Genomic DNA, 18,289 nt, shown 5'->3' with positions numbered 1-18,289 from the left:
CTGCGAACCGCTCTTCCGATCTGAAGCAGGCGACGCGGAGGATGGCACCGGCTGCGCCGGTGTTCGCGAGGCAAGCCCGCTCCCACAGGAATAACGCCCGCTTTGAACATTTGAGCAAGACCGTTGCTTATACAAAAGCCAGTGTGCGTGCCTACAACTGGGTAAACCTACCCAACCGCTGGCGCAGCATGCTGTTCTCGCTGCGCAATTGCTGCACTTCCTGCAACAGCTCCAGCGCCAGGGCCACCCCTTCCCACTCCAGTTCCAGCTCGGCATGCAACTTGGCCGCGCGCTTGGCCAGCAGCGGCGCCTGATCGTCGAACAACCAGTCCTCAGGCGTTCGCCCGGAGGGTTCGACAATGCCGTGTTCGACGATTTCGATCACGCAGTCAGCCGTGAGGTCGGCCTCCTGACACAAAGTACGCATGTCCAGTTGAACGATCAGGGTGCTGCTCATGGTCACTTACTCCATTGTGTCCTCGGGTTGAACGCCGCCTTCTCGGAAAGCTGGGTCCACAGTTCACGGGTAGTGGCATCGGAGGTGGTGGGCATCACCACCTTCAGCTGTGCATACAAGTCGCCGCGCTCGCCCTTCTTGTTCAACAGGCCCATGCCCTTGACCCGCAGGCGCTGGCCGGTCTGGCTGTCGGGGCGGATGGTCAGGTTGATCTGGCCGGTCAGCGTCGGTACCGCCACCTTGGTCCCCAGGGCAGCCTCCCACGGCGCCAATGGCACGGTAATGATCAAGTCATGACCTTCGACATCGAACAGCGGGTGCGGTGCCATGCGGATGGTCAGGAACAGGTCGCCGTTGGCCCCGCCAGCGCTGCCCGGCGCACCCTGGCCCTTCAGGCGGATACGCTCGCCATCGGTCACCCCGGCCGGAATCTTCACGTTCAGGGTCTTGGTGGTGAAGCCGGTGCGCTGTCCCATCGCATTGGTCTGCGGCACCTGGAAGCTGATCTGCTTGGACTCCTTGTTCAGGGTCTCTTCAAGGAATACCGCCAGTTCAAGCTCCACGTCCTGCCCTCGCCTGCCGGCACTGCGCTGTTGCTGCCGGGCACCACCAAAGGGGTTGCCACCCCGGCTACCGAATATCGAACTGAAGAAGTCGGAAAAATCACCGCCCTCGAAGCCACCGCCACCGCTCCGGCTTTCCCAGCCCGGTGGTGCCTGGAACGGCCGGCCATGCTGGCCACCGTATTTGCGGATTTCGTCGAACTCGGCCCGTTTTTGCGCGTCGCCCAGCACTTCGTAGGCCTCGTTGGCCTCCTTGAATTTCTCCTCGGCGTCGCGCTCCTTGCTGACATCGGGGTGATACTTGCGCGCCAGCTTGCGGTACGCGGCCTTGATCGCCTTCTCGTCCGCCGTGGGTTCTACGCCCAGTATCTTGTAGTAGTCTTTGAAGTCCATTTATGGATCACCAATGTGAATGTGCGTGTTGCCATTGAAGATAGGGGTCAAGCATAGCCTTTCAAGACCGCTTTGGGTTTGCTCCAGGGCAGACGACCGGTCTTGATTCTGTAGCCAACTGGCATACACTGCGCGGCCGTTTTGCCTCCGGAAGCTCATTCCCCATGTCTGACGTATCCCCGGCCCGCGCCTTGGGCATCGACTTTGGCACCTCCAACTCCACGGTTGGCTGGCACCGTCCGGGTGTCGAGTCGCTGATTGCTTTGGAAGACGGCAAGATCACCCTGCCCTCTGTGGTGTTCTTCAACATCGAGGAGCGTCGCCCGGTTTATGGCCGCCTGGCGCTGCATGAGTACCTGGAAGGCTACGAAGGGCGCCTGATGCGCTCGCTGAAAAGCCTGCTGGGTTCCAAGCTTATCAAGCACGATACCAGCGTGCTGGGCAGCGCCCTGCCCTTCAAGGACCTGCTCGGCATGTTCATCGGCGAGTTGAAGAAACGTGCCGAGGCCATTGCCGGCCGCGAGTTCGACCAGGTAGTGCTGGGTCGCCCGGTATTCTTTGTCGACGAAGACCCGGCCGCTGATCAGGAGGCCGAGGACACCCTGGCCGAAGTGGCACGCAAGATCGGCTTCAAGGACGTGTCGTTCCAGTACGAGCCGATTGCCGCGGCCTTCGATTATGAGTCGGGCATCAGCCGCGAAGAGCTGGTGCTGATCGTCGATATCGGCGGTGGTACTTCGGACTTTACCCTGATCCGCCTGTCGCCCGAGCGCCACCTGGTCGCCGAGCGCCAGAGCGACATCCTCGCCACCGGCGGCGTGCACATCGGCGGTACCGACTTCGACAAGCAACTGAGCCTGCAGGGCGTGATGCCGCTGTTCGGCTACGGCAGCCGCATGAAAAGCGGTGCGCTGATGCCCACCAGCTACCACCTCAACCTGGCTACCTGGCACACCATAAACGCCCTGTACTCGCAGAAGTCGCAGCTGGCCCTGGGCAGCATGCGCTATGACATCGAGGACACGCTGGGCATCGACCGACTGTTCAAGCTGATCGAAGAGCGTGCAGGACACTGGCTGGCGATGGAGGTGGAAGCCAGCAAGATCGAGCTGACCGGGCAACAGAGCCGTCGCGTCGACCTTGGCCGTATCGAACCTGAACTGACTGCAGAACTGACCCGCGCCCTGTTCGAAGAAGCGATCGAAGGCCTGCTCGAGCGTGTGCGTGGCAGCGTGACCGACTTGCTGGCCAAGGCGGGTATCAGCGAGACCCAGGTCGACACGGTGTTCTTCACCGGCGGTTCCAGCGGGATCCCGGCGCTGCGCAACAGCGTGGCGGCGATGCTGCCAAATGCGCAGCATGTGGAAGGCAATATCTTTGGCAGCATTGGCAGCGGGCTGGCCATCGAGGCGCGCAAACGTTACGGCGTTGCCTGATCCCTTTTGGGGCCGCAAAGCGGCCCCGGCAGTCTCAGACCAGCTCCGCCCGTTTCAACTCGCTCTTGAGGTAGGCATAGTAGACCGGCCCCGCCACCACCCCCGGCAAGCCGAACGCCGCCTCGAACACCAGCATCGCCAGCAGCAGCTCCCATGACTTGGCGCTGATCTGCCCGCCAACGATCCGCGCGTTGAGAAAGTACTCGATCTTGTGGATGACGATCAGGTAACCCAGCGCCGCCGCCGCCACCCAGATCGACAGCGACAGGCCAACGATGGTGATCAGGGTATTCGACATCAGGTTACCGATCACCGGCAGCAGGCCGAGCAGGAAGGTCAGCACAATCAGCGTCTTGGTCAGCGGCAGGTGCACGTCGAACATTGGCAGTACCACCGCCAGGAAGATGCCGGTGAAGGTGGTGTTGAGCAGCGAGATCTTGATCTGCGCGAAGACGATGTTGCGAAACGCCTGCACCAGCAGGCTCAGGCGCTCGAACAGAGCCGCCGCCAGGGGTTTGCGTCGGGAAATGTCGGGGATCCGCTGCAAAGCGACGATGGCGCCGAGGATCATGCCTATCAGCAAGGTGACGAACATGTGCGCCATGCCCTTGCCGACCAGCTGCAGGTCGCTCAGGTGGCTCTTGATCCAGTCACCGATAGCCACCTTGAACTCTGCCGCACTGGCAGGAAGGTAGCCTTCGATGAAAGGTGGCAACTGCCCGCGGGCACGCTCCACCAGGGCCATGAACTTGTCCAGCGAGGCGCCGGGGTTTTCCGCTTCATGCAGCAGGAAACTGAAGGCACCGGCGATCAGCAAGGCCAGGGTGATGACCACCAGTGTGCCAAGCAGTGCCACGGCCAGCCAGCGGGCGCGTTGGCCGGCAATCAGTGGCTGCAGCCGCGGGGTAAGCATGTTGACCAGCTCGAACACCAGCAGGCCGGCCAGCAGGCTTGGCAGCAACTTCAGGGGCAACGCCAGCAACAGGCCGGCAAATACGATGATCCAGCTGGCCAGGGTGACCTGGCGGGGGGTGAAGGTCATACAGCCTCAACGGCAGACAACGGAAAGACCCGCAGTCTGCCAGCGTTACGCTTGCAGGCATAGGCACAGGTCATTTCTTCTTCAGGCAGTCGCTCATGAACGCCTTGCGCTCATCCCCCTTGAGAGCTTTGCTGGTGGCGTCGGCGTTGCAGGTCTTCATCTTCTCCTGCTGGGTTTGTGGCACCTCCTTTTTCAGGCAAGTGCTCATGAAAGCTTTGCGCTCATCGCCCTTCAGGGCCTTGGCGGTGGCGTCGGCGTTGCAGGTTTTCATTTTTTCCTGCTGCGCGGTAGTGGCAGCCAAGCCTTGGGCGCTGAACAACGCCACCAATACCAGTAAAGGGATTTGCAGCACTTTCATGGAGTGGTCTCCTTGGCTCCGCGCCCGATGCGCGGGGGTCGAGCTGAGTGTAGCCAACAATTCTCAACGCTTTGTTCGCCTCTGCCGACGCTATTGCCCGGGCGTACAGCCGGCCTGGCGCTGGAACATGGCGATGAACGCCGACGCGCTGCTGTAGCCCAGGTCGAAGCCGATCACCTGCACTGGCCCGCTATCACCTGTGCGGTGCTTTGCTGACCCTGGCCGGCGTGTGCTGGCCGCGCGCTGGCCCACGCCGATTCACCGCTAGAGCCCGGCCGCCTTGAGCCTGGCGGCATGCTCGATGAATAGCCGCACCGGCTCGGCACCCTTGCCGATGGCTCCCAGGGACTGGTTGACGATATCCAGATGGTCGAGCGGGTAATCGTCGCCGATCACCTGACCTAAGTGCGAGCTGAAGCGTCCGACCATGCCATCGCTCTGGCCCTTTTCCTTGACGAAACTGCGCGCGAACAGGCGGCAGAAGTAATTGCTGCCATCGAAACGGTTGCGTCCCCGGTCGGTCAGGCCAGGCTGCAAAGTGCCGGACCAGGAGTAATAGCGCACGCCATCGACCTGATAGGCCCCTTCCCCGCCCCAGGTTTCTGGCAGCCCCTGTGGATAAGCCTGGTTGAAACGCGCCACCCCGCTGCTGGTCAGCGCCTGGTGCGAGGCGTGCACATCCACCGGCAGCGGGTCGCGGCGCCAGCCGGTTTCCAGCCATACCAGCAGCACGGCGATACCATGCAGCAAGGCCTTGAGCAGGCGCCCCTGGGGCGATTCGCCCGGCGCCATGCGCTGCAACCAGTCAGCCAGCTCCGAGCCATGGTTGGGCCCCGCCACCGAGGTGACCGACGCCACCCGCTCGGGCCGCCTGGCGGCAGCGTAGCGTGCGTCCAGGGCACCTTGGCTGTGGCCGATCAGGTTGACCTTTTCGGCATTGTGGCGCTGGCAGATGTCTTCGATGATCGCCAGCAGCTGCTCGCCGCGCACCTCGCTGCAATGCAGCGGCGAGACCTGCACCGGGAACACCTGCGCCCCGCCCTTGCGCAGTGCCGCCAAAATGCCGAACCAGTAGGGGTAGAGCACCACTCGTACGAACCCCAGCATGCCCGGTACCAGCACCAACGGGTATCGCGTGGTCAATTGCTGTGGCATGACCAGCCCCTTTCCTTGGACGACCGGCCAACACTACAGCGGCCGTGATCAGCAGCGCAATCGAACTCTGGGCGCCCGCTGCGGTTCCAAACCCAACATACCCTTTGCAAGGAGCGGGACCATGTACAAGCAGACCTTGGCAATTCTTCTGGCCAGCGCCACCCTCGCCGCCTGTGGCAGCCGCCCGGAAAACCCTGTGGACTATGTCACCTATCGCGACGAACCGCTGGTCAAGCAGGTGGAAAACGGCATGACCATGCAGAAGGTCATCGCCATTGGCGGTAGCCCGTCCAACGTGACTGACCTGCCGCACGGCGGCACCTGCAATGACTACATCCTCAACCGCGACGGCCACCAGCAGCCCTACTACGTGCGCTTCGACGCCACCGGCCATGTCGATGCCAAAGGCTTCAAGACCTGCAAGCAACGCCAGGAAGACAGCGACGCCGTCCACGGCGCATGACCCCCACAGGACACGCCATGACCACCTTGATGCTTTCGGAGATGAACATGACTGCGAATGAACTGACCGATGTGCAAACCCTGCGCCAGCGTGCCCGCCAGCACGTCGAGAACGGCGCCGTGACCGAGGGCTACCACGCCGACCGTGAGCGCATTATCCGCCTGCTCAACGAAGCCCTGGCGACCGAGCTGGTGTGCACCCTGCGCTACAAACGCCACTACTTCATGGCTTCCGGTGTGAAGGCCAGCATCGCGGCCGAGGAATTTCTGGAGCACGCCAACCAGGAAGCCGAACACGCCGACAGGCTCGCCGAACGTATTGTGCAGCTGGGCGGCGAACCGGACTTCAACCCGGACAACCTCAGCAAGAACTCACATGCCCAGTACGTGGCAGGTGCCACGTTGAAGGAGATGGTGCTGGAGGACCTGGTGGCGGAGCGCATCGCCATCGACAGCTACCGCGAGATCATCCAGTACATTGGCGACAAGGACCCGACCACGCGGCGAATCTTCGAGGATATCCTGGCCCAGGAAGAAGAACACGCGGACGACATGTCCGATCTGCTGCAAGGGCTGTAATTTCAAGGGCTGCCTGGCAGCCCAGCGCCCTCCCTGCAGGTGCCGCGTCAAGTCGAATCCGGCGCGGTACCTGTGGCAGCCGGCTTGCCGGCGATGGGCCGCAGCACGGCCCGCTCATTGCCTGCCTTTCACCGCAGATGGCGCCTTGCCCGCCTTCATCTGCTGCAACAACGGTGTGCACTGGTTCGGATCATCCCCACTGCTGGGGGCAATCAGCGCCAGCAAGCCCGCCGCCGGCCCGGCCACCACCCCCAGCGCCACCATTCCCGCCCCGCGCAATGCCAGCGGCACTGCCTGCACACCGGCACTCGGCTTGGCGAACGGCCCGCGCACGTACAACGGCGAGCGCAGCGAGAACAGCCGTAGCCCTTTCGATTCCGGGGTGATCTTCAGGTCCAGCTGCTCATTGGCGAAATTGGCCGTCCCGTTGATGTAGATGATCGCGTTCTCGGTGTCGAAGATGAACAGGCGCGTGGTCGCCAACCCATCCTTGATACCCACATCGGCCGCTGCGCAATTGATCTTCACGTCTTCATCGCCGAACAGCTTGCCAACCACGTAGTTGCCCACGTTCAACCCGGCAATCTCCATCAGGCTACGGCTGATGGCACCATCGTTGACCAGCATGCGCAGGTCGCCATTGGCCGTACCAAGCAATGCGGCTACCGAGTTGCCCCGGCCAGTGATGTCGGCATCGCCGTTCAACTCGCCAAAGCTGGTCTGCATCGGCGCGAAGCCGGGAAACAGCTGCTTGAGCTTGAAGCCCCGCGCGGTCAGCCGGGCACGCCCCTGCAACGGCACATTGCGGCCATCCAGGCGGATCTGCGATGCCAGGTTGCCGCCCGCCACGCCAAACCGCAAGGGCTCCAGGCGCAGAAGGCCATCTTCCAGGATCACGTGCGCCGACAGGTCGTTGAAGGGCAATTGCGCGCTGTGCACGATGCGCTTGCCGGCGAAGGAAACGTCGGCATCCATGGCACGCCAGCGCTCGGTGCGGAACTCCTCCACCGGCAGTACCTTGCCCTGCGGCTGCTTGCTGGCGCCGCCACGCGCCTTCTGCTCGGCATTGGAGTCGGCGCCAATCAGTGGCGCCAGGTCCTTGAACAGCAACTGGTTGGAGACCAGTTTGCCCGACAGCCTCGGCCGTGGCTGGCTGGCAACAAAGGCCAGGTCACCATGGATGTCGCTGTCACCAATCTGGCCGTTGAAGCCCTGATAGTTGAAAGTCGCCCCTTGCGCTGCGTGCAAATTGGCGCTGAGGTGGCCATCGGTGGCGTAGGCCGGGGTGTCCGGCAGGGTCACACCGGTCAACGGGTAGAGGTTGCCCAGGCTGGCCCCGGACAGGCGCAGGCGCAGGTCGAGGGCACCCAGGTTGCGCGGGTCGGTCAGGGTACCGGCGAGTACCACATGGGTGTCGGCGATACGCACATCGGCCTGCAGCGGGAACGGCTGGCTGGCATCCTGCAGGGCCAGCAGGCCGCCGATCTTGCCCGAACCGGCCACCGGCTGGCCTTTGTAGCGGCCCTGTACCTTGAGGCCGAAGGCGTAATCCTGCGCGGCACCAGCCTTGTCGGCCCTGGCCTTGCCGACGATGTCACTGAATGGTATCGGCTTGCCCAGCGGGTCGATCTGCACCTTCATGCTGGTTTTCAGGGTTTGGTCGTCGAAACCGACATTGCCTTGGTCGAAACCGATGGCGCCGATATCCAGCTGCCATTTCGAAGGCTCGGCGTTCTCATCCTTGGGGCCGAAGTCGAAGGTCCAGTTGGCGCGGCCATCGGCCAGACGGGTCAGGCTGGCAGTGGGTCTGGTCAGGTCGATGCGCGGGATTTCGATCTGCCGGAACAACAGCGGTAGCGGCGCCAGACGGAACGTCACGCGCTCCAGGCCGACCATCCTCTGCTCGTCGAGCCACGCCGGGTTGCCCAGGCTCAGGTCCTCGGCAATGAAGTGCGGCCAGGGTACCCAGGCACGCCAGCCGCTCTCTTGCGCTTCGGTGCGCCACTCGACGGCAAGATTGCCGTTGATCGCGAAGGGCCGCTGCAGGGCTTCTGAAACCTTCTCGTTGAGCAGGGGTTTGACGCGGTTCCAGTCGAAGGTGGCGATGATCACCACCAGGATCGCCAGTAAGGTCAGCAGGCTGGTGAAGGTCCAGACGAGGATTCTGGCGGGACGCGTCATTGCGTGATTCTCCTTGCGGGATGGCACAGAAACAGGCGTAGCGGGGCATTCACTATCTGGGACTGACGAAAACCCGCGGGGTTTTATGGTGGGCCCATGATAGCGAAGTTTTTCCTGCCCATTTGTTCAGCAATTCATAGCGCCAGGCTGTATGTGTAACTGGCCGGCAGCAGTCTCAAAAAGCCATCATTCAAGCCAGGAAGCGCAGGCTAGAGACGTTAATGGTCTCTATCAATACGGTCGATTGTTACCATTACCCGTATGAACTTCTCTCTGGCGTTACCCGGCGTAGCATTGGCTCCGTACCCACTTCCCAGCGCCCGAGAGGAGCACCGAAATCATGAAACGCCACCTGCTGACCCTGACCTTGTCCATTCTGGCTGCCAACGCTTTTGCCTTGCCAGCCGACGAGCAACACCTGACCGCCGAATCGCGCTCCAGCGCTGCCGAGATTGCCCAGCCGCTGAAGACGGTTGCCGAAGGTGGTTCCGATCGCCTGATCGAGCGCACCGGCCGCGTCGCCGAAGGTGGTTCCGATCGCCTGATCGAACGTACTGGCCGCGTCGCCGAAGGTGGTTCCGATCGCCTGATCGAGCGCACCGGCCGCGTCGCCGAAGGTGGTTCCGATCGCCTGATCGAACGCACTGGCCGCGTCGCCGAAGGTGGTTCCGATCGCCTGATCGAACGCACTGGTCGCGTCGCCGAAGGTGGTTCCGATCGCCTGATCGAACGCACTGGTCGCGTCGCCGAAGGTGGCTCTGATCGCCTGATCGAACGTGCAGGCCGCGTCGCCGAAGGTGGTTCCGATCGCCTGGTCGCAATCAGCCGAGTGAGCTGACCCTATGACCGAAAAGAACAATCTCTGTCGCAGCACCTCCTCTCCTCCAGGCCCGGTCCATTGACCGGGCTTTGTTTTTTTCACTAGAGTGCCCAGCCTCACCGTCACAGAAGCTCGCACCATGCTGCCGCGCGCCGAACAGAAGCTACAGACCCGCCAGGCCCTGCTTGATGCCGCCTGCCAGCTCATGGAAAGTGGCCGTGGTTTCGGCAGTATCAGCCTGCGCGAAGTGGCGAAGACCGCGGGTATCGTCCCAACCGGCTTCTACCGGCATTTTTCCGACATGGACGCCTTGGGCCTGGCCCTGGTGGCCGAAGTCGACGCCACGTTCCGTCAGACTATCCGCCTGGTACGCCACAACGAATTCGAGCTGGGCGGCATTACCGATGCCTCGGTGCGCATATTCCTCGACGTGGTCGCCGCCCACCGCGCACAGTTCCTGTTCCTCGCCCGCGAGCAGTACGGCGGTTCGCAGGCAGTCCGCCAGGCCATTGCCCGCCTGCGCCAGGACATCAGCGACGACCTGGCCACCGACCTTGCGCGGATGAAGCGCTGGCAGCACCTGGACGGCGCAGCGCTGGCGGTGATGGCCGACCTGGTGGTGAAGACCGTGTTCGCCACCCTGCCGGAACTGATCGACAGCCCGGACCGGGGTTATCCACAGGCGCTGACGCCGCAGGAAAAGATCACCCAGCAGTTGCGCTTCATCTTCGTCGGCGCACGGCACTGGCAGGGGTTGGGCAACCCGGGCTGACCGATTGCCTGCACAGGCCGCTTCGCAGGCACGCCGCGAAAGAGCCGGCACTGGCTACCGAAAACCCCAGTTCTGCTACCATGGCGCCCTGCCCGACAGCGACGAGCGCCTAAATGTCCAACCCCCGCCACACCCTGCCCGAACTGGCCCGCTTCAACCAGCATTTCGCCGAACGCATCGTGCCGTTGTGGCAAGGTCCGGGCTGGAACGCCGACATGGCTCTGCCCTACGAAGCCCTGGACGCCGAGCGTCGGCCCTTGCCGGTGCAGCGCTACCGGGCCATGGCCTGTGCACGCCAGCTGTATGTGTTCAGCAGTCGTATCGGGCAACCGGGCGCCGCGGAGCGTGCTGCGGCCCTGTTTCGCTCGTTGCAAAAACACTTCCACGATGCCGAGCACGGTGGCTGGTTCTACAGCATCGACGCCCACGGCAAGCCGCTGGACCGGCGCAAGGACCTGTATACCCACGCCTTCATCGTGTTCGCCTGCGCACACTACTGGGGCAAAGTGCGCGAAAGCCTGGTGGAGTCCACATTGAATGCCGCGCTGGGCATCATCGACCAGCAGTTTGCCCGTGACGATGGCCTGTACGAAGCCTGCCTGGGCGAAGACTGGGCCGACCTCGGCAGTGGCCCGCTGCAGAATCCGCAGATGCACCTGGCCGAAGCGTTCCTGCAAGTAATGGCTGTGCGTGGCGACGAACATGTCAGCCAGTCGCTGCTGCAATTGTGTCAGGCGCTCGAAGCGCATTTCATTGACCCGGCCCATGGCCTGATGCTGGAAAAGCCACGCGGGGCCGTGGATAACTGGTTCGAGCCGGGGCACCAGTTTGAGTGGTTCTATCTGTTGCATACCTCCCCGCTGCTGCGTGACACGCCGCTGCATGCATCGATAAACCGGGCTTTCGGCTTTGCCGAGCAATTCGGGGTGAAAAATACGGCAGTGCTGGCAATGCTGGACGTGGATGGCCGAGTGCTTGATGGCACCCAGCGTATCTGGGCGCAGGCCGAGTACCTGCGGGCGCTTACATTGCGTGAAGGCAGTGAAGCAAAGCTAGCTGGACAGTTAGCCGCCGTTTCAGCGCGCTTCCTGCGAGACGCCGGCTGGTATGAATGCCGGGGAGGTGACGGAGCGGTGAGCAGGGATGACATGCCATCGACCACCCCTTATCACTTGGCTACCTGCCTGGAAGGGTTGAATCAGGCGAACACCTGACTATCCATACAACGAATCTGCCAGGGGGGAGCGTTTCCTTCTGCCGGAAGCACCTCCCCACTCCTATGTTGGTGTTCCTTTCGCGAACATCAGAAGTCACCAAAATGGAAGCAGAAGCCTTCAAGGCATTTGTCGAAGAGCAGATCAACCGAGCGGCACAGAAGATCATCGATAGCGCCCACCGCTATGATGAGCACTCCCACGGCAAACTCAGCTACCTGCTAAGCCTGCGCCGCATCATCAATTGCAAAGCATCGGCCGAGGACCTCGGCCGGCATGACGGCATCAATGATGTCCTTCAAGCGTTGGGCATCATCCCCGAAGACAGGACGTACCTGTCCTATATCAACTAAACGCTCCAGCTGCACCGCGAACCGGGCCTTTCCGGTTCGCGGCTTATGCTCAACCTTTTGATCGATCGATCGAGAACCCTGCCCAGTCCTGGCTCACCGGCATCAGCTCCAGGCTGTTGATGTTGATGTGCGCCGGCTGGTTGAGGATCCAGAAAATGGTCTCGGCAATGTCCTGCGGCTGGATTGGCTCGGCGCCGGCGTAGGTCGCGTCGTACTTGGCCTGGTCACCGCCGAAGCGCACCAGCGAGAACTCGCTCTCGCACAGGCCCGGCTCGATATTGCTCACACGCACGCCGGTGCCGCGCAGATCGCAGCGCAGGCTGAGCGAGAACTGGCCGACGAACGCCTTGGTACCGCCATACACGTTGCTGCCCGGGTATGGGTAGTTGCCTGCCACCGAACCCACGTTGAGGATCGAGGCGCCGCGGCCATGGGCGATAAGCCGTGGCAGCAGCAGGCGGGTGGCGTACATCAGCCCCTTGATATTGGTGTCGACCATGGTTTCCCAGTCGTCCAGGCTGCAGTTCTGCGCCGCATCCACGCCCAGCGCGAGGCCGGCGTTGTTGACCAGGCCTCGCAACTTGTCGAAGCCTGCCGGAAGGTTGGCGACGGCCTGCTCCATGGCCTTGCGGTCCCGCACATCGAGCACCAGCCCATGTACTTCAGTCTTGGCCGATAATTCGGCACACAGGGCATCAAGGCGCTCCTTGCGACGGCCGGTGAGTACCAGTTTCCAGCCGGCTTCGGCGAAGCGGCGGGCCGTGGCTTCGCCGAAACCGGAAGTCGCGCCAGTGATGAATACGGTGGACGTCATGCTCTGTTCCTCACGGTAGGTTATCATCGGCAGCCTTGCAGCATGCCCGCACCAGGCCCTGGCAGCAAGTCGTCGAGGCCGCTGGTCATTTTTTGTTCATACGCGGCAAACCCTTGCAGCAGAGCGCCTGGCGTCACCTATGCGCATGTTATCCACAAGGCTTTCCCCACGGATTGGGGGCAACTTGTCTGCTGGGCAGAACCTTTCCAGCGTTGTGTGGCCGGTGATGTCGTCCGGTGATGGCGCAAGGCTTTCAAGCATGCCGCGTACAGCGGTCTGTCCAAGGGTTTTCAACAGAGTTATCCACAGGAATTTCGCGGGGTTAAGCGTGCATGCAGGCTTCGCCAAGAGAGCCGGAATCCTCCATCGAAGACTACTGATCAAGAAATGAACAAGCTGCTGAAACCCTCGTGATTCAAGGGGCAGCGCCAAGTGCCACCATGTTTTCCACAGGCGGTTCCACATTTACCGTGGAAAACATCAGCCTGTGGAAACAATGATTTGCGACCGGTTTGTGGAGTATATCGGCAAGGATGTTAAACAAGTTGTCCACATCAGAAACGGGGCTGCCTTCGCAGCCCCGGATACCTTCAATGGCCGCCCAGATAAGCGTTGCGCACTTCCTCATTGACCAGAAGCTCCTGCCCTGTGCCGCTCATGCGAATCTGCCCGTTGACCATCACATAGGCCCGATCCGACAGCTTGAGCGCATGGTTGGCGTTCTGCTCGACCAGGAAGATGGTCATCCCGGTCTGGGCCAGCTCGCGCAGGGTCGAGAAGATCTGCTTGACCACGATCGGCGCCAGCCCCAGCGATGGCTCGTCCAGCAGCAGCAACTTCGGGCGGCTCATCAGCGCCCGGGCAATGGCCAGCATCTGCTGTTCGCCCCCGGACATGGTCATGGCCCGCTGGTTACGCCGCTCCTTAAGCCGCGGAAATAGCTCGTACATGCGCTGCATGTCTGCGTCGGCATGCTTGTCGCCGATGGGAATGGTGCCCATCATCAGGTTTTCCTCGACCGTCATGTCAGGAAACACCCGGCGCCCTTCCGGTGACTGGGCGATGCCGTTGGAGGCAATATAGTGTGACGATTTGCGGGTAATGTCGGTGCCGCGATACACGATATGCCCCGACGCCGCCCGTGGCTGGCCGAAAATCGACATCAGCAAGGTCGACTTGCCGGCACCGTTGGCACCGATCAGGCTGACCGTCTCGCCCTCGTTGATGTGCATCGACACCTTTTTCAGCGCCTGGATCGGCCCGTAGAAGACGTCCAGGTCCTTCAGTTCGAGAATGGGTGCAGTCATACCAGTTCCTCTTCATCGGCACCCAGGTAGGCGGCGATCACCGTCGGGTTATGGCGGATATCCTGCGGCGCGCCTTCGGCAATCACGTTGCCATGGTCGAGCACCACGATATGGTCGGAAATACTCATGACCATGCCCATGTCGTGCTCGATCAGCACCACGGTGATGTCGTGCTCGTCACGCAGCACCCGGATCATGCGGCTGAGGGCCTCGGTTTCCTGCGGGTTGAGGCCCGCCGCCGGTTCGTCCAGACAGATGATTTTCGGCCGGGTGCACATGGCCCGGGCGATTTCCAGGCGGCGCTGCTGGCCATATGACAACTCACCGGCCAGGCGGTTGGCGCAATCGACCAGGTCGACCACCTCCAGCCAGTAGAACGCGTGGTCCAACGCATCGCTTTCAGCCTTGCGGTAGGCCTTGGTGTTGAGCACCCCGGCTAGCAGATTGCGGTTGACCCACATGTGCTGGGCCACCAGCAGGTTTTCCACCACCGACATTTCCTTGAACAGCCGAATGTTCTGGAAGGTGCGTGCCAGCCCGGCGCGGTTGACCAGGTGGGTACCGCCGAACATCTTGTAGTAGAGGCGGTTGGCAAAGCGCGCCGGCGATGCGAAATCCGCGGCCTGGAAGCGCTCGCCGAGCAGCTGGATGACATTGGTGTGGCTGCCGCGTACATTCAGCTCGATGCGCCCGCCGCTGGCCTTGTAGAAGCCGGTGAGGCAGTTGAACACCGTGGTCTTGCCGGCGCCGTTGGGGCCGATCAGGGCGAAGATCTGGTTGCGCCTGACCTTCAGGCTGACATCGCTGAGCGCCTTGATGCCACCGAACTGCATCATCAGGTTATCGACCGAGAGAATGATATCGTCGCTCATGGCGCCACTCCTTTACGCGGGGTCACACCGGTACGGCTGATGCGGATCAGCCCACGCGGTCGCCAGATCATCATCAACACCATGAGCACACCGAACAGCAGCACCCGGTATTCCGAGAAGCTGCGCAGCAGCTCCGGCGCCACGGTCAGGACGAAGGCCGCAATCACCACGCCTACGGTCGAGCCCATGCCGCCGAGCACGACAATGGCAAGGATCAGTGCCGACTCGAAGAAGGTGAACGACGACGGGTTGACGAAGCCCTGGTAGGTCGCGAAGAACACCCCCGCCAAGCCGGCAGTGGAGGCGCCCAGGGTAAACGCCGAGAGTTTCACCAACACGTGGTTGAGGCCCATTGCGCGGCAGGCGATCTCGTCCTCGCGCAGCGCCTCCCAGGCCCGGCCGACCGGCATGCGAGTCAGGCGGTGCTTGATGTACAGCACCGCCAGCACGACCATGAACAGCACGGCGTAGATGAACACGAACTTGAGGTTGGCGTTGTATTCGAAGCCGAAGAACTCGTGGATCGGTACACCACCGTCCTTGGCCCGACGGCCGAATTCCAGGCCGAAGAAGGTCGGCGACGGTGCCGGCATGCCGTTCGGGCCACCGGTGAACGACAGCCAGTTGTTCAGTACCAGACGGATGATCTCACCGAAGCCCAGGGTCACGATCGCCAGGTAGTCACCATGCATCCGCAGCACCGGGAAGCCAAGGATGCAGCCCGCCAGCGCCGCCGCGATGGCCGCCAGTGGCAGCACGCTCCAGAAGCCCAGGCCGAGGTACTGGTAGCCCAGCGCCAGGCCATAGGCACCGATGGCATAGAACGCCACGTAGCCGAGGTCGAGCAAGCCGGCCAGGCCGACCACGATGTTCAGGCCGAGGCCGAGCAGCACGTAGATCAGGCCAAGGATGACCACGGTCAACAGGTACTTGTTGGCGAAGATCGGGAAGACGATGGCAATCACTACCAGCGCCGGAATGATGTAGCGCAGCCGCGACACGTAGTTCGGCGCGCGCACATGCACGCCGGAGCCACCGCTTTCGAAGCCCTGCAGCATGCGCGTACCGGCGGCGGTCTGCAGGTACAGGCTGAGCAGGAAGCGCCCCAGCATTACCCCGCCGACCAGCCAGGCCACGCGACGCGGCTCGGCATTGAAGCTGTAGCCATCGAGCACCACACCGACGACCGGGCCAAACACGATGAGTGCCAGCAGGCCGGCGACGATGGTCTCCAGCAGGCTGCGTTTAAGGTCGAAACCCTTGGTTTCGGGAACAACGGCAGTTTTGGCAATGGACATGTTCACACCTTAGCCACGAGCGGGCGACCCAGCAGGCCTTGCGGGCGGAAGATAAGGATCATCACCAGCAGCGAGAAGCTGAACACATCCTTGTAGTCGGAGTTGATCAGGCCAGAGAACAGCGACTCGGAAATACCCAGGATGATCCCGCCGAGCATGGCGCCAGGCAGCGAGCCGATCCCGCCGAGCACCGCGGCGGTGAAGGCTTTGATACCGATGATGAAGCCGGCATAGAAGTCGAAGGTGCCGTAGTTCATGGTGATCAGCACGCCGGCCAGGGCGGCCATCACCGCACCGATGACGAACACGTAGGAGATCACCCGGTCAGTGTTGATGCCGAGGATCGAGGCCATCTTGCGGTCTTGCTGGGTAGCCCGGCACATACGGCCGAGCTTGGTGTACTTGATCACGTAGGTGAGCAGGCCCATGCCCACGAAGGCGGCCACCAGGATGAAGATCTTGGTGTAGGTCAGCTGCACGAAGCCGGTGCCAACTTCGACGCGCCAGGCACCTTCGAGCAGGGTCGGCACGCCTTGCTGGCGGGCGCCCTGGCTGATCTGCGCGTAGTTCTGCAGGATCAGCGAAATGCCGATGGCACTGATCAGCGGTGCCAGGCGGGTGGAGTTGCGCAGGGGTTTGTAGGCGATGCGTTCGATGGTGAAGCCGTACACACCGGTGACGACGATGGTGAACAACAGGGTGCCCAGCATCAGCAGGGGAAACGACTCGATACCGAAGTAAGCCAGCAATGCCAGGCTGATTGCCGCGAGGTACGCGGAAATCATGTACACCTCGCCGTGCGCGAAGTTGATCATGCCGATAATGCCATAGACCATTGTGTAGCCGATGGCGATCAGGCCATAGACCGACCCGAGGGTCAGGCCGTTGACCAGTTGCTGCAGGAAAATACCATCCATAACGCAATCTCACCTGATTGAGATTGCACGAGCGCCGTCCACGGCGGGCCTTGGGACTAGGCGGCCCTCGCAGCGCAGTACTGTGCAGATCTACGGATAAAGACAGGTACCGCGGGGCTTGGGCCCGGGGGTGAACCCGGGCCGTGGGCCATTGTTATTTTTGTTTTTCCAGCTGGTGGTACTTGCCTTGGGCATCCCACTGGTAGACCACGTAGTCGGACACGGTCAGGTCACCCTTCTGGTCCCACTTCTTCTCGCCCATGACGGTCTGCACCGGGTTGGCCTTGAGCCACTCGGCAGCGTCTTCGCCCTTGTTCGACTTGGCGCCGTTGAACGCAGCGGCCAGGGCCTGCAGCGAGGCGTAGGCGTACAGGGTGTAGCCTTCAGGCTCGGTGCCGTTCTTGCGGAATTCCTCCACCACCGCCTTGCTGTCCGGCAGCAGGCGCGGGTCGGCACCGAAGGTCATGTACACGCCATCGACGTACTGCGCGCCGCCTGCGGTGGACACCAGCTCGTCGGTGACGATGCCGTCGTCAGACATGAACTTGACGTCCTTCAGGCCCTGCTCGCGCAGCTGGCGCACCAGCGGGCCGGCTTCCGGGTGCAGGCCACCGAAGTACACCACGTCGGCACCGGTGGAGCGGATCTTGGTGACAACGGCGCTGAAGTCTTTCTCGCCACGGGTCAGGCCTTCGTACAGCACCGGCTTGACACCGCGTTTCTCCAGCTGCGCCTTGGTTGCGTCGGCCAGGCCCTGGCCGTAGGTGTCCTTGTCGTGCAGCACCGCGACCTTCTCGCCCTTGAGCACGTCGACAATGTAGTCGCCGGCGACGATACCCTGCTGGTCGTCACGCCCGCACATGCGGAACATGGCGGAAAGGCCACGCTCGGTCACCTGCGGGTTGGTAGAGCCTGGGGTGATGGCGATGACGCCAGCTTCGTCGTATACCTCGGAAGCCGGGATGGTATTGGAGGAACAGAAGTGACCGACCACGCCGATCACCTTGTCCTGGTCGACCAGACGGTTGGCCACAGCCACGGCCTGCTTCGGTTCGCAGGCGTCATCGCCCTTGACCAGGACGATCTTCTCGCCGTTCACGCCGCCGGCGGCGTTGATCTTGTCGGCCGCTGCCTGCGCACCTTTCATGTACTGCTCGCCAAACGCTGCGTTGGCCCCGGTCATCGGGCCTGCTACACCGATCTTGACGTCGGCCTGAACATACGAAGAAACACCCAGTGCCGTAGCTACGGCCAGAGCCAGGAAACCTTTCTTGTAAAACGTCTGCGACATGAGGT

Annotated in this window: 19 protein-coding genes and 1 pseudogene; 7 read left to right on the top strand and 13 right to left on the bottom strand. The window is 62.3% G+C overall.

Annotation, left to right across the window (positions count from 1 at the left end):
• Positions 1-151: 151 nt before the first annotated feature.
• Positions 152-457, bottom strand: a complete 306-nt coding sequence (locus B4L76_RS16500) for a chaperone modulator CbpM (protein WP_296233957.1) — start codon at positions 455-457, stop codon at positions 152-154.
• Between the two features lie 2 nt (positions 458-459).
• Complete coding sequence (cbpA, locus tag B4L76_RS16495; protein WP_296233956.1) at positions 460-1,413, bottom strand: curved DNA-binding protein; 954 nt, start codon at positions 1,411-1,413, stop codon at positions 460-462.
• Between the two features lie 164 nt (positions 1,414-1,577).
• Between cbpA and B4L76_RS16490 the strand changes: the two genes are divergently transcribed.
• The gene (locus B4L76_RS16490; RefSeq protein ID WP_296233955.1) at positions 1,578-2,849 is read left to right on the top strand and encodes an Hsp70 family protein; all 1,272 of its coding nucleotides are present in this window, start codon (positions 1,578-1,580) and stop codon (positions 2,847-2,849) included.
• A gap of 34 nt (positions 2,850-2,883) precedes the next feature.
• Here the strand turns inward: B4L76_RS16490 and B4L76_RS16485 are convergent, their stop codons facing one another.
• The 4 genes and pseudogenes from B4L76_RS16485 to B4L76_RS16470 form a co-directional block, all read right to left on the bottom strand.
• Positions 2,884-3,891, bottom strand: coding sequence for an AI-2E family transporter (locus B4L76_RS16485; RefSeq protein WP_296233953.1), 1,008 nt, complete (start codon positions 3,889-3,891; stop codon positions 2,884-2,886).
• A 70-nt stretch (positions 3,892-3,961) separates the two neighbouring features.
• Positions 3,962-4,249 (bottom strand): PsiF family protein, encoded by a 288-nt coding sequence (locus tag B4L76_RS16480; protein WP_296233950.1) that lies wholly within the window; start codon positions 4,247-4,249, stop codon positions 3,962-3,964.
• Between the two features lie 90 nt (positions 4,250-4,339).
• Positions 4,340-4,435, bottom strand: a pseudogene (locus B4L76_RS16475) (helix-turn-helix domain-containing protein); the annotation flags it as partial.
• Positions 4,436-4,513: 78 nt separating this feature from the next.
• A complete protein-coding gene (locus tag B4L76_RS16470; RefSeq protein ID WP_296233948.1) occupies positions 4,514-5,404 on the bottom strand; it encodes an esterase/lipase family protein in 891 nt (296 codons plus the stop codon).
• A 121-nt stretch (positions 5,405-5,525) separates the two neighbouring features.
• On the opposite strand from B4L76_RS16470, the gene osmE reads away from it, so the two are divergent.
• Together osmE and B4L76_RS16460 are read left to right on the top strand one after the other, a co-directional pair.
• On the top strand, positions 5,526-5,867 hold the full coding sequence (osmE, locus tag B4L76_RS16465; RefSeq protein ID WP_296233946.1) for an osmotically-inducible lipoprotein OsmE: 342 nt from the start codon (positions 5,526-5,528) through the stop codon (positions 5,865-5,867).
• Between the two features lie 47 nt (positions 5,868-5,914).
• Positions 5,915-6,445 (top strand): ferritin-like domain-containing protein, encoded by a 531-nt coding sequence (locus B4L76_RS16460; RefSeq protein WP_296233966.1) that lies wholly within the window; start codon positions 5,915-5,917, stop codon positions 6,443-6,445.
• A gap of 114 nt (positions 6,446-6,559) precedes the next feature.
• Here the strand turns inward: B4L76_RS16460 and B4L76_RS16455 are convergent, their stop codons facing one another.
• On the bottom strand, positions 6,560-8,626 hold the full coding sequence (locus B4L76_RS16455) for an AsmA family protein (protein WP_296233944.1): 2,067 nt from the start codon (positions 8,624-8,626) through the stop codon (positions 6,560-6,562).
• Positions 8,627-8,966: 340 nt separating this feature from the next.
• Here B4L76_RS16455 and B4L76_RS16450 point away from each other — a divergent pair, with 340 nt between their 5' ends.
• From B4L76_RS16450 to B4L76_RS16435, 4 genes are all read left to right on the top strand, one after another.
• On the top strand, positions 8,967-9,464 hold the full coding sequence (locus B4L76_RS16450; protein ID WP_296233943.1) for a phage infection protein: 498 nt from the start codon (positions 8,967-8,969) through the stop codon (positions 9,462-9,464).
• A gap of 121 nt (positions 9,465-9,585) precedes the next feature.
• Entirely contained in the window at positions 9,586-10,218 is a 633-nt protein-coding gene (locus B4L76_RS16445; RefSeq protein ID WP_296233941.1) for a TetR family transcriptional regulator, read from the top strand.
• Between the two features lie 113 nt (positions 10,219-10,331).
• Positions 10,332-11,432, top strand: coding sequence for an AGE family epimerase/isomerase (locus tag B4L76_RS16440; protein WP_296233940.1), 1,101 nt, complete (start codon positions 10,332-10,334; stop codon positions 11,430-11,432).
• 104 nt (positions 11,433-11,536) lie between these two features.
• On the top strand, positions 11,537-11,785 hold the full coding sequence (locus B4L76_RS16435) for a hypothetical protein (RefSeq protein ID WP_296233939.1): 249 nt from the start codon (positions 11,537-11,539) through the stop codon (positions 11,783-11,785).
• 49 nt (positions 11,786-11,834) lie between these two features.
• On the opposite strand, the gene B4L76_RS16430 is transcribed toward B4L76_RS16435, so the two are convergent.
• The 6 genes from B4L76_RS16430 to B4L76_RS16405 form a co-directional block, all read right to left on the bottom strand.
• Complete coding sequence (locus tag B4L76_RS16430; RefSeq protein WP_296233937.1) at positions 11,835-12,599, bottom strand: SDR family oxidoreductase; 765 nt, start codon at positions 12,597-12,599, stop codon at positions 11,835-11,837.
• A gap of 590 nt (positions 12,600-13,189) precedes the next feature.
• Positions 13,190-13,906: an ABC transporter ATP-binding protein gene (locus B4L76_RS16425; RefSeq protein WP_296233935.1), complete on the bottom strand. Its 717-nt coding sequence runs from the start codon at positions 13,904-13,906 to the stop codon at positions 13,190-13,192.
• Complete coding sequence (locus B4L76_RS16420; RefSeq protein ID WP_296233933.1) at positions 13,903-14,778, bottom strand: ATP-binding cassette domain-containing protein; 876 nt, start codon at positions 14,776-14,778, stop codon at positions 13,903-13,905. Before B4L76_RS16420 ends, B4L76_RS16425 begins: the two co-directional genes overlap by 4 nt.
• Positions 14,775-16,076: a high-affinity branched-chain amino acid ABC transporter permease LivM gene (gene livM / locus B4L76_RS16415; protein ID WP_296233931.1), complete on the bottom strand. Its 1,302-nt coding sequence runs from the start codon at positions 16,074-16,076 to the stop codon at positions 14,775-14,777. The genes B4L76_RS16420 and livM overlap by 4 nt, the downstream gene beginning before the upstream one ends.
• Positions 16,077-16,078: 2 nt before the next feature.
• On the bottom strand, positions 16,079-16,993 hold the full coding sequence (locus B4L76_RS16410) for an ABC transporter permease subunit (RefSeq protein ID WP_013974411.1): 915 nt from the start codon (positions 16,991-16,993) through the stop codon (positions 16,079-16,081).
• A gap of 154 nt (positions 16,994-17,147) precedes the next feature.
• On the bottom strand, positions 17,148-18,284 hold the full coding sequence (locus tag B4L76_RS16405) for a branched-chain amino acid ABC transporter substrate-binding protein (RefSeq protein ID WP_296233929.1): 1,137 nt from the start codon (positions 18,282-18,284) through the stop codon (positions 17,148-17,150).
• Positions 18,285-18,289 lie beyond the last annotated feature (5 nt).

Source organism: Pseudomonas sp. UBA4617, assembly GCF_002386445.1.
Classification (GTDB): Bacteria; Pseudomonadota; Gammaproteobacteria; order Pseudomonadales; family Pseudomonadaceae; genus Aquipseudomonas.
Note: the sequence above shows the minus strand (reverse complement) of the source record. Positions and strands in the feature narration are given on the sequence as shown.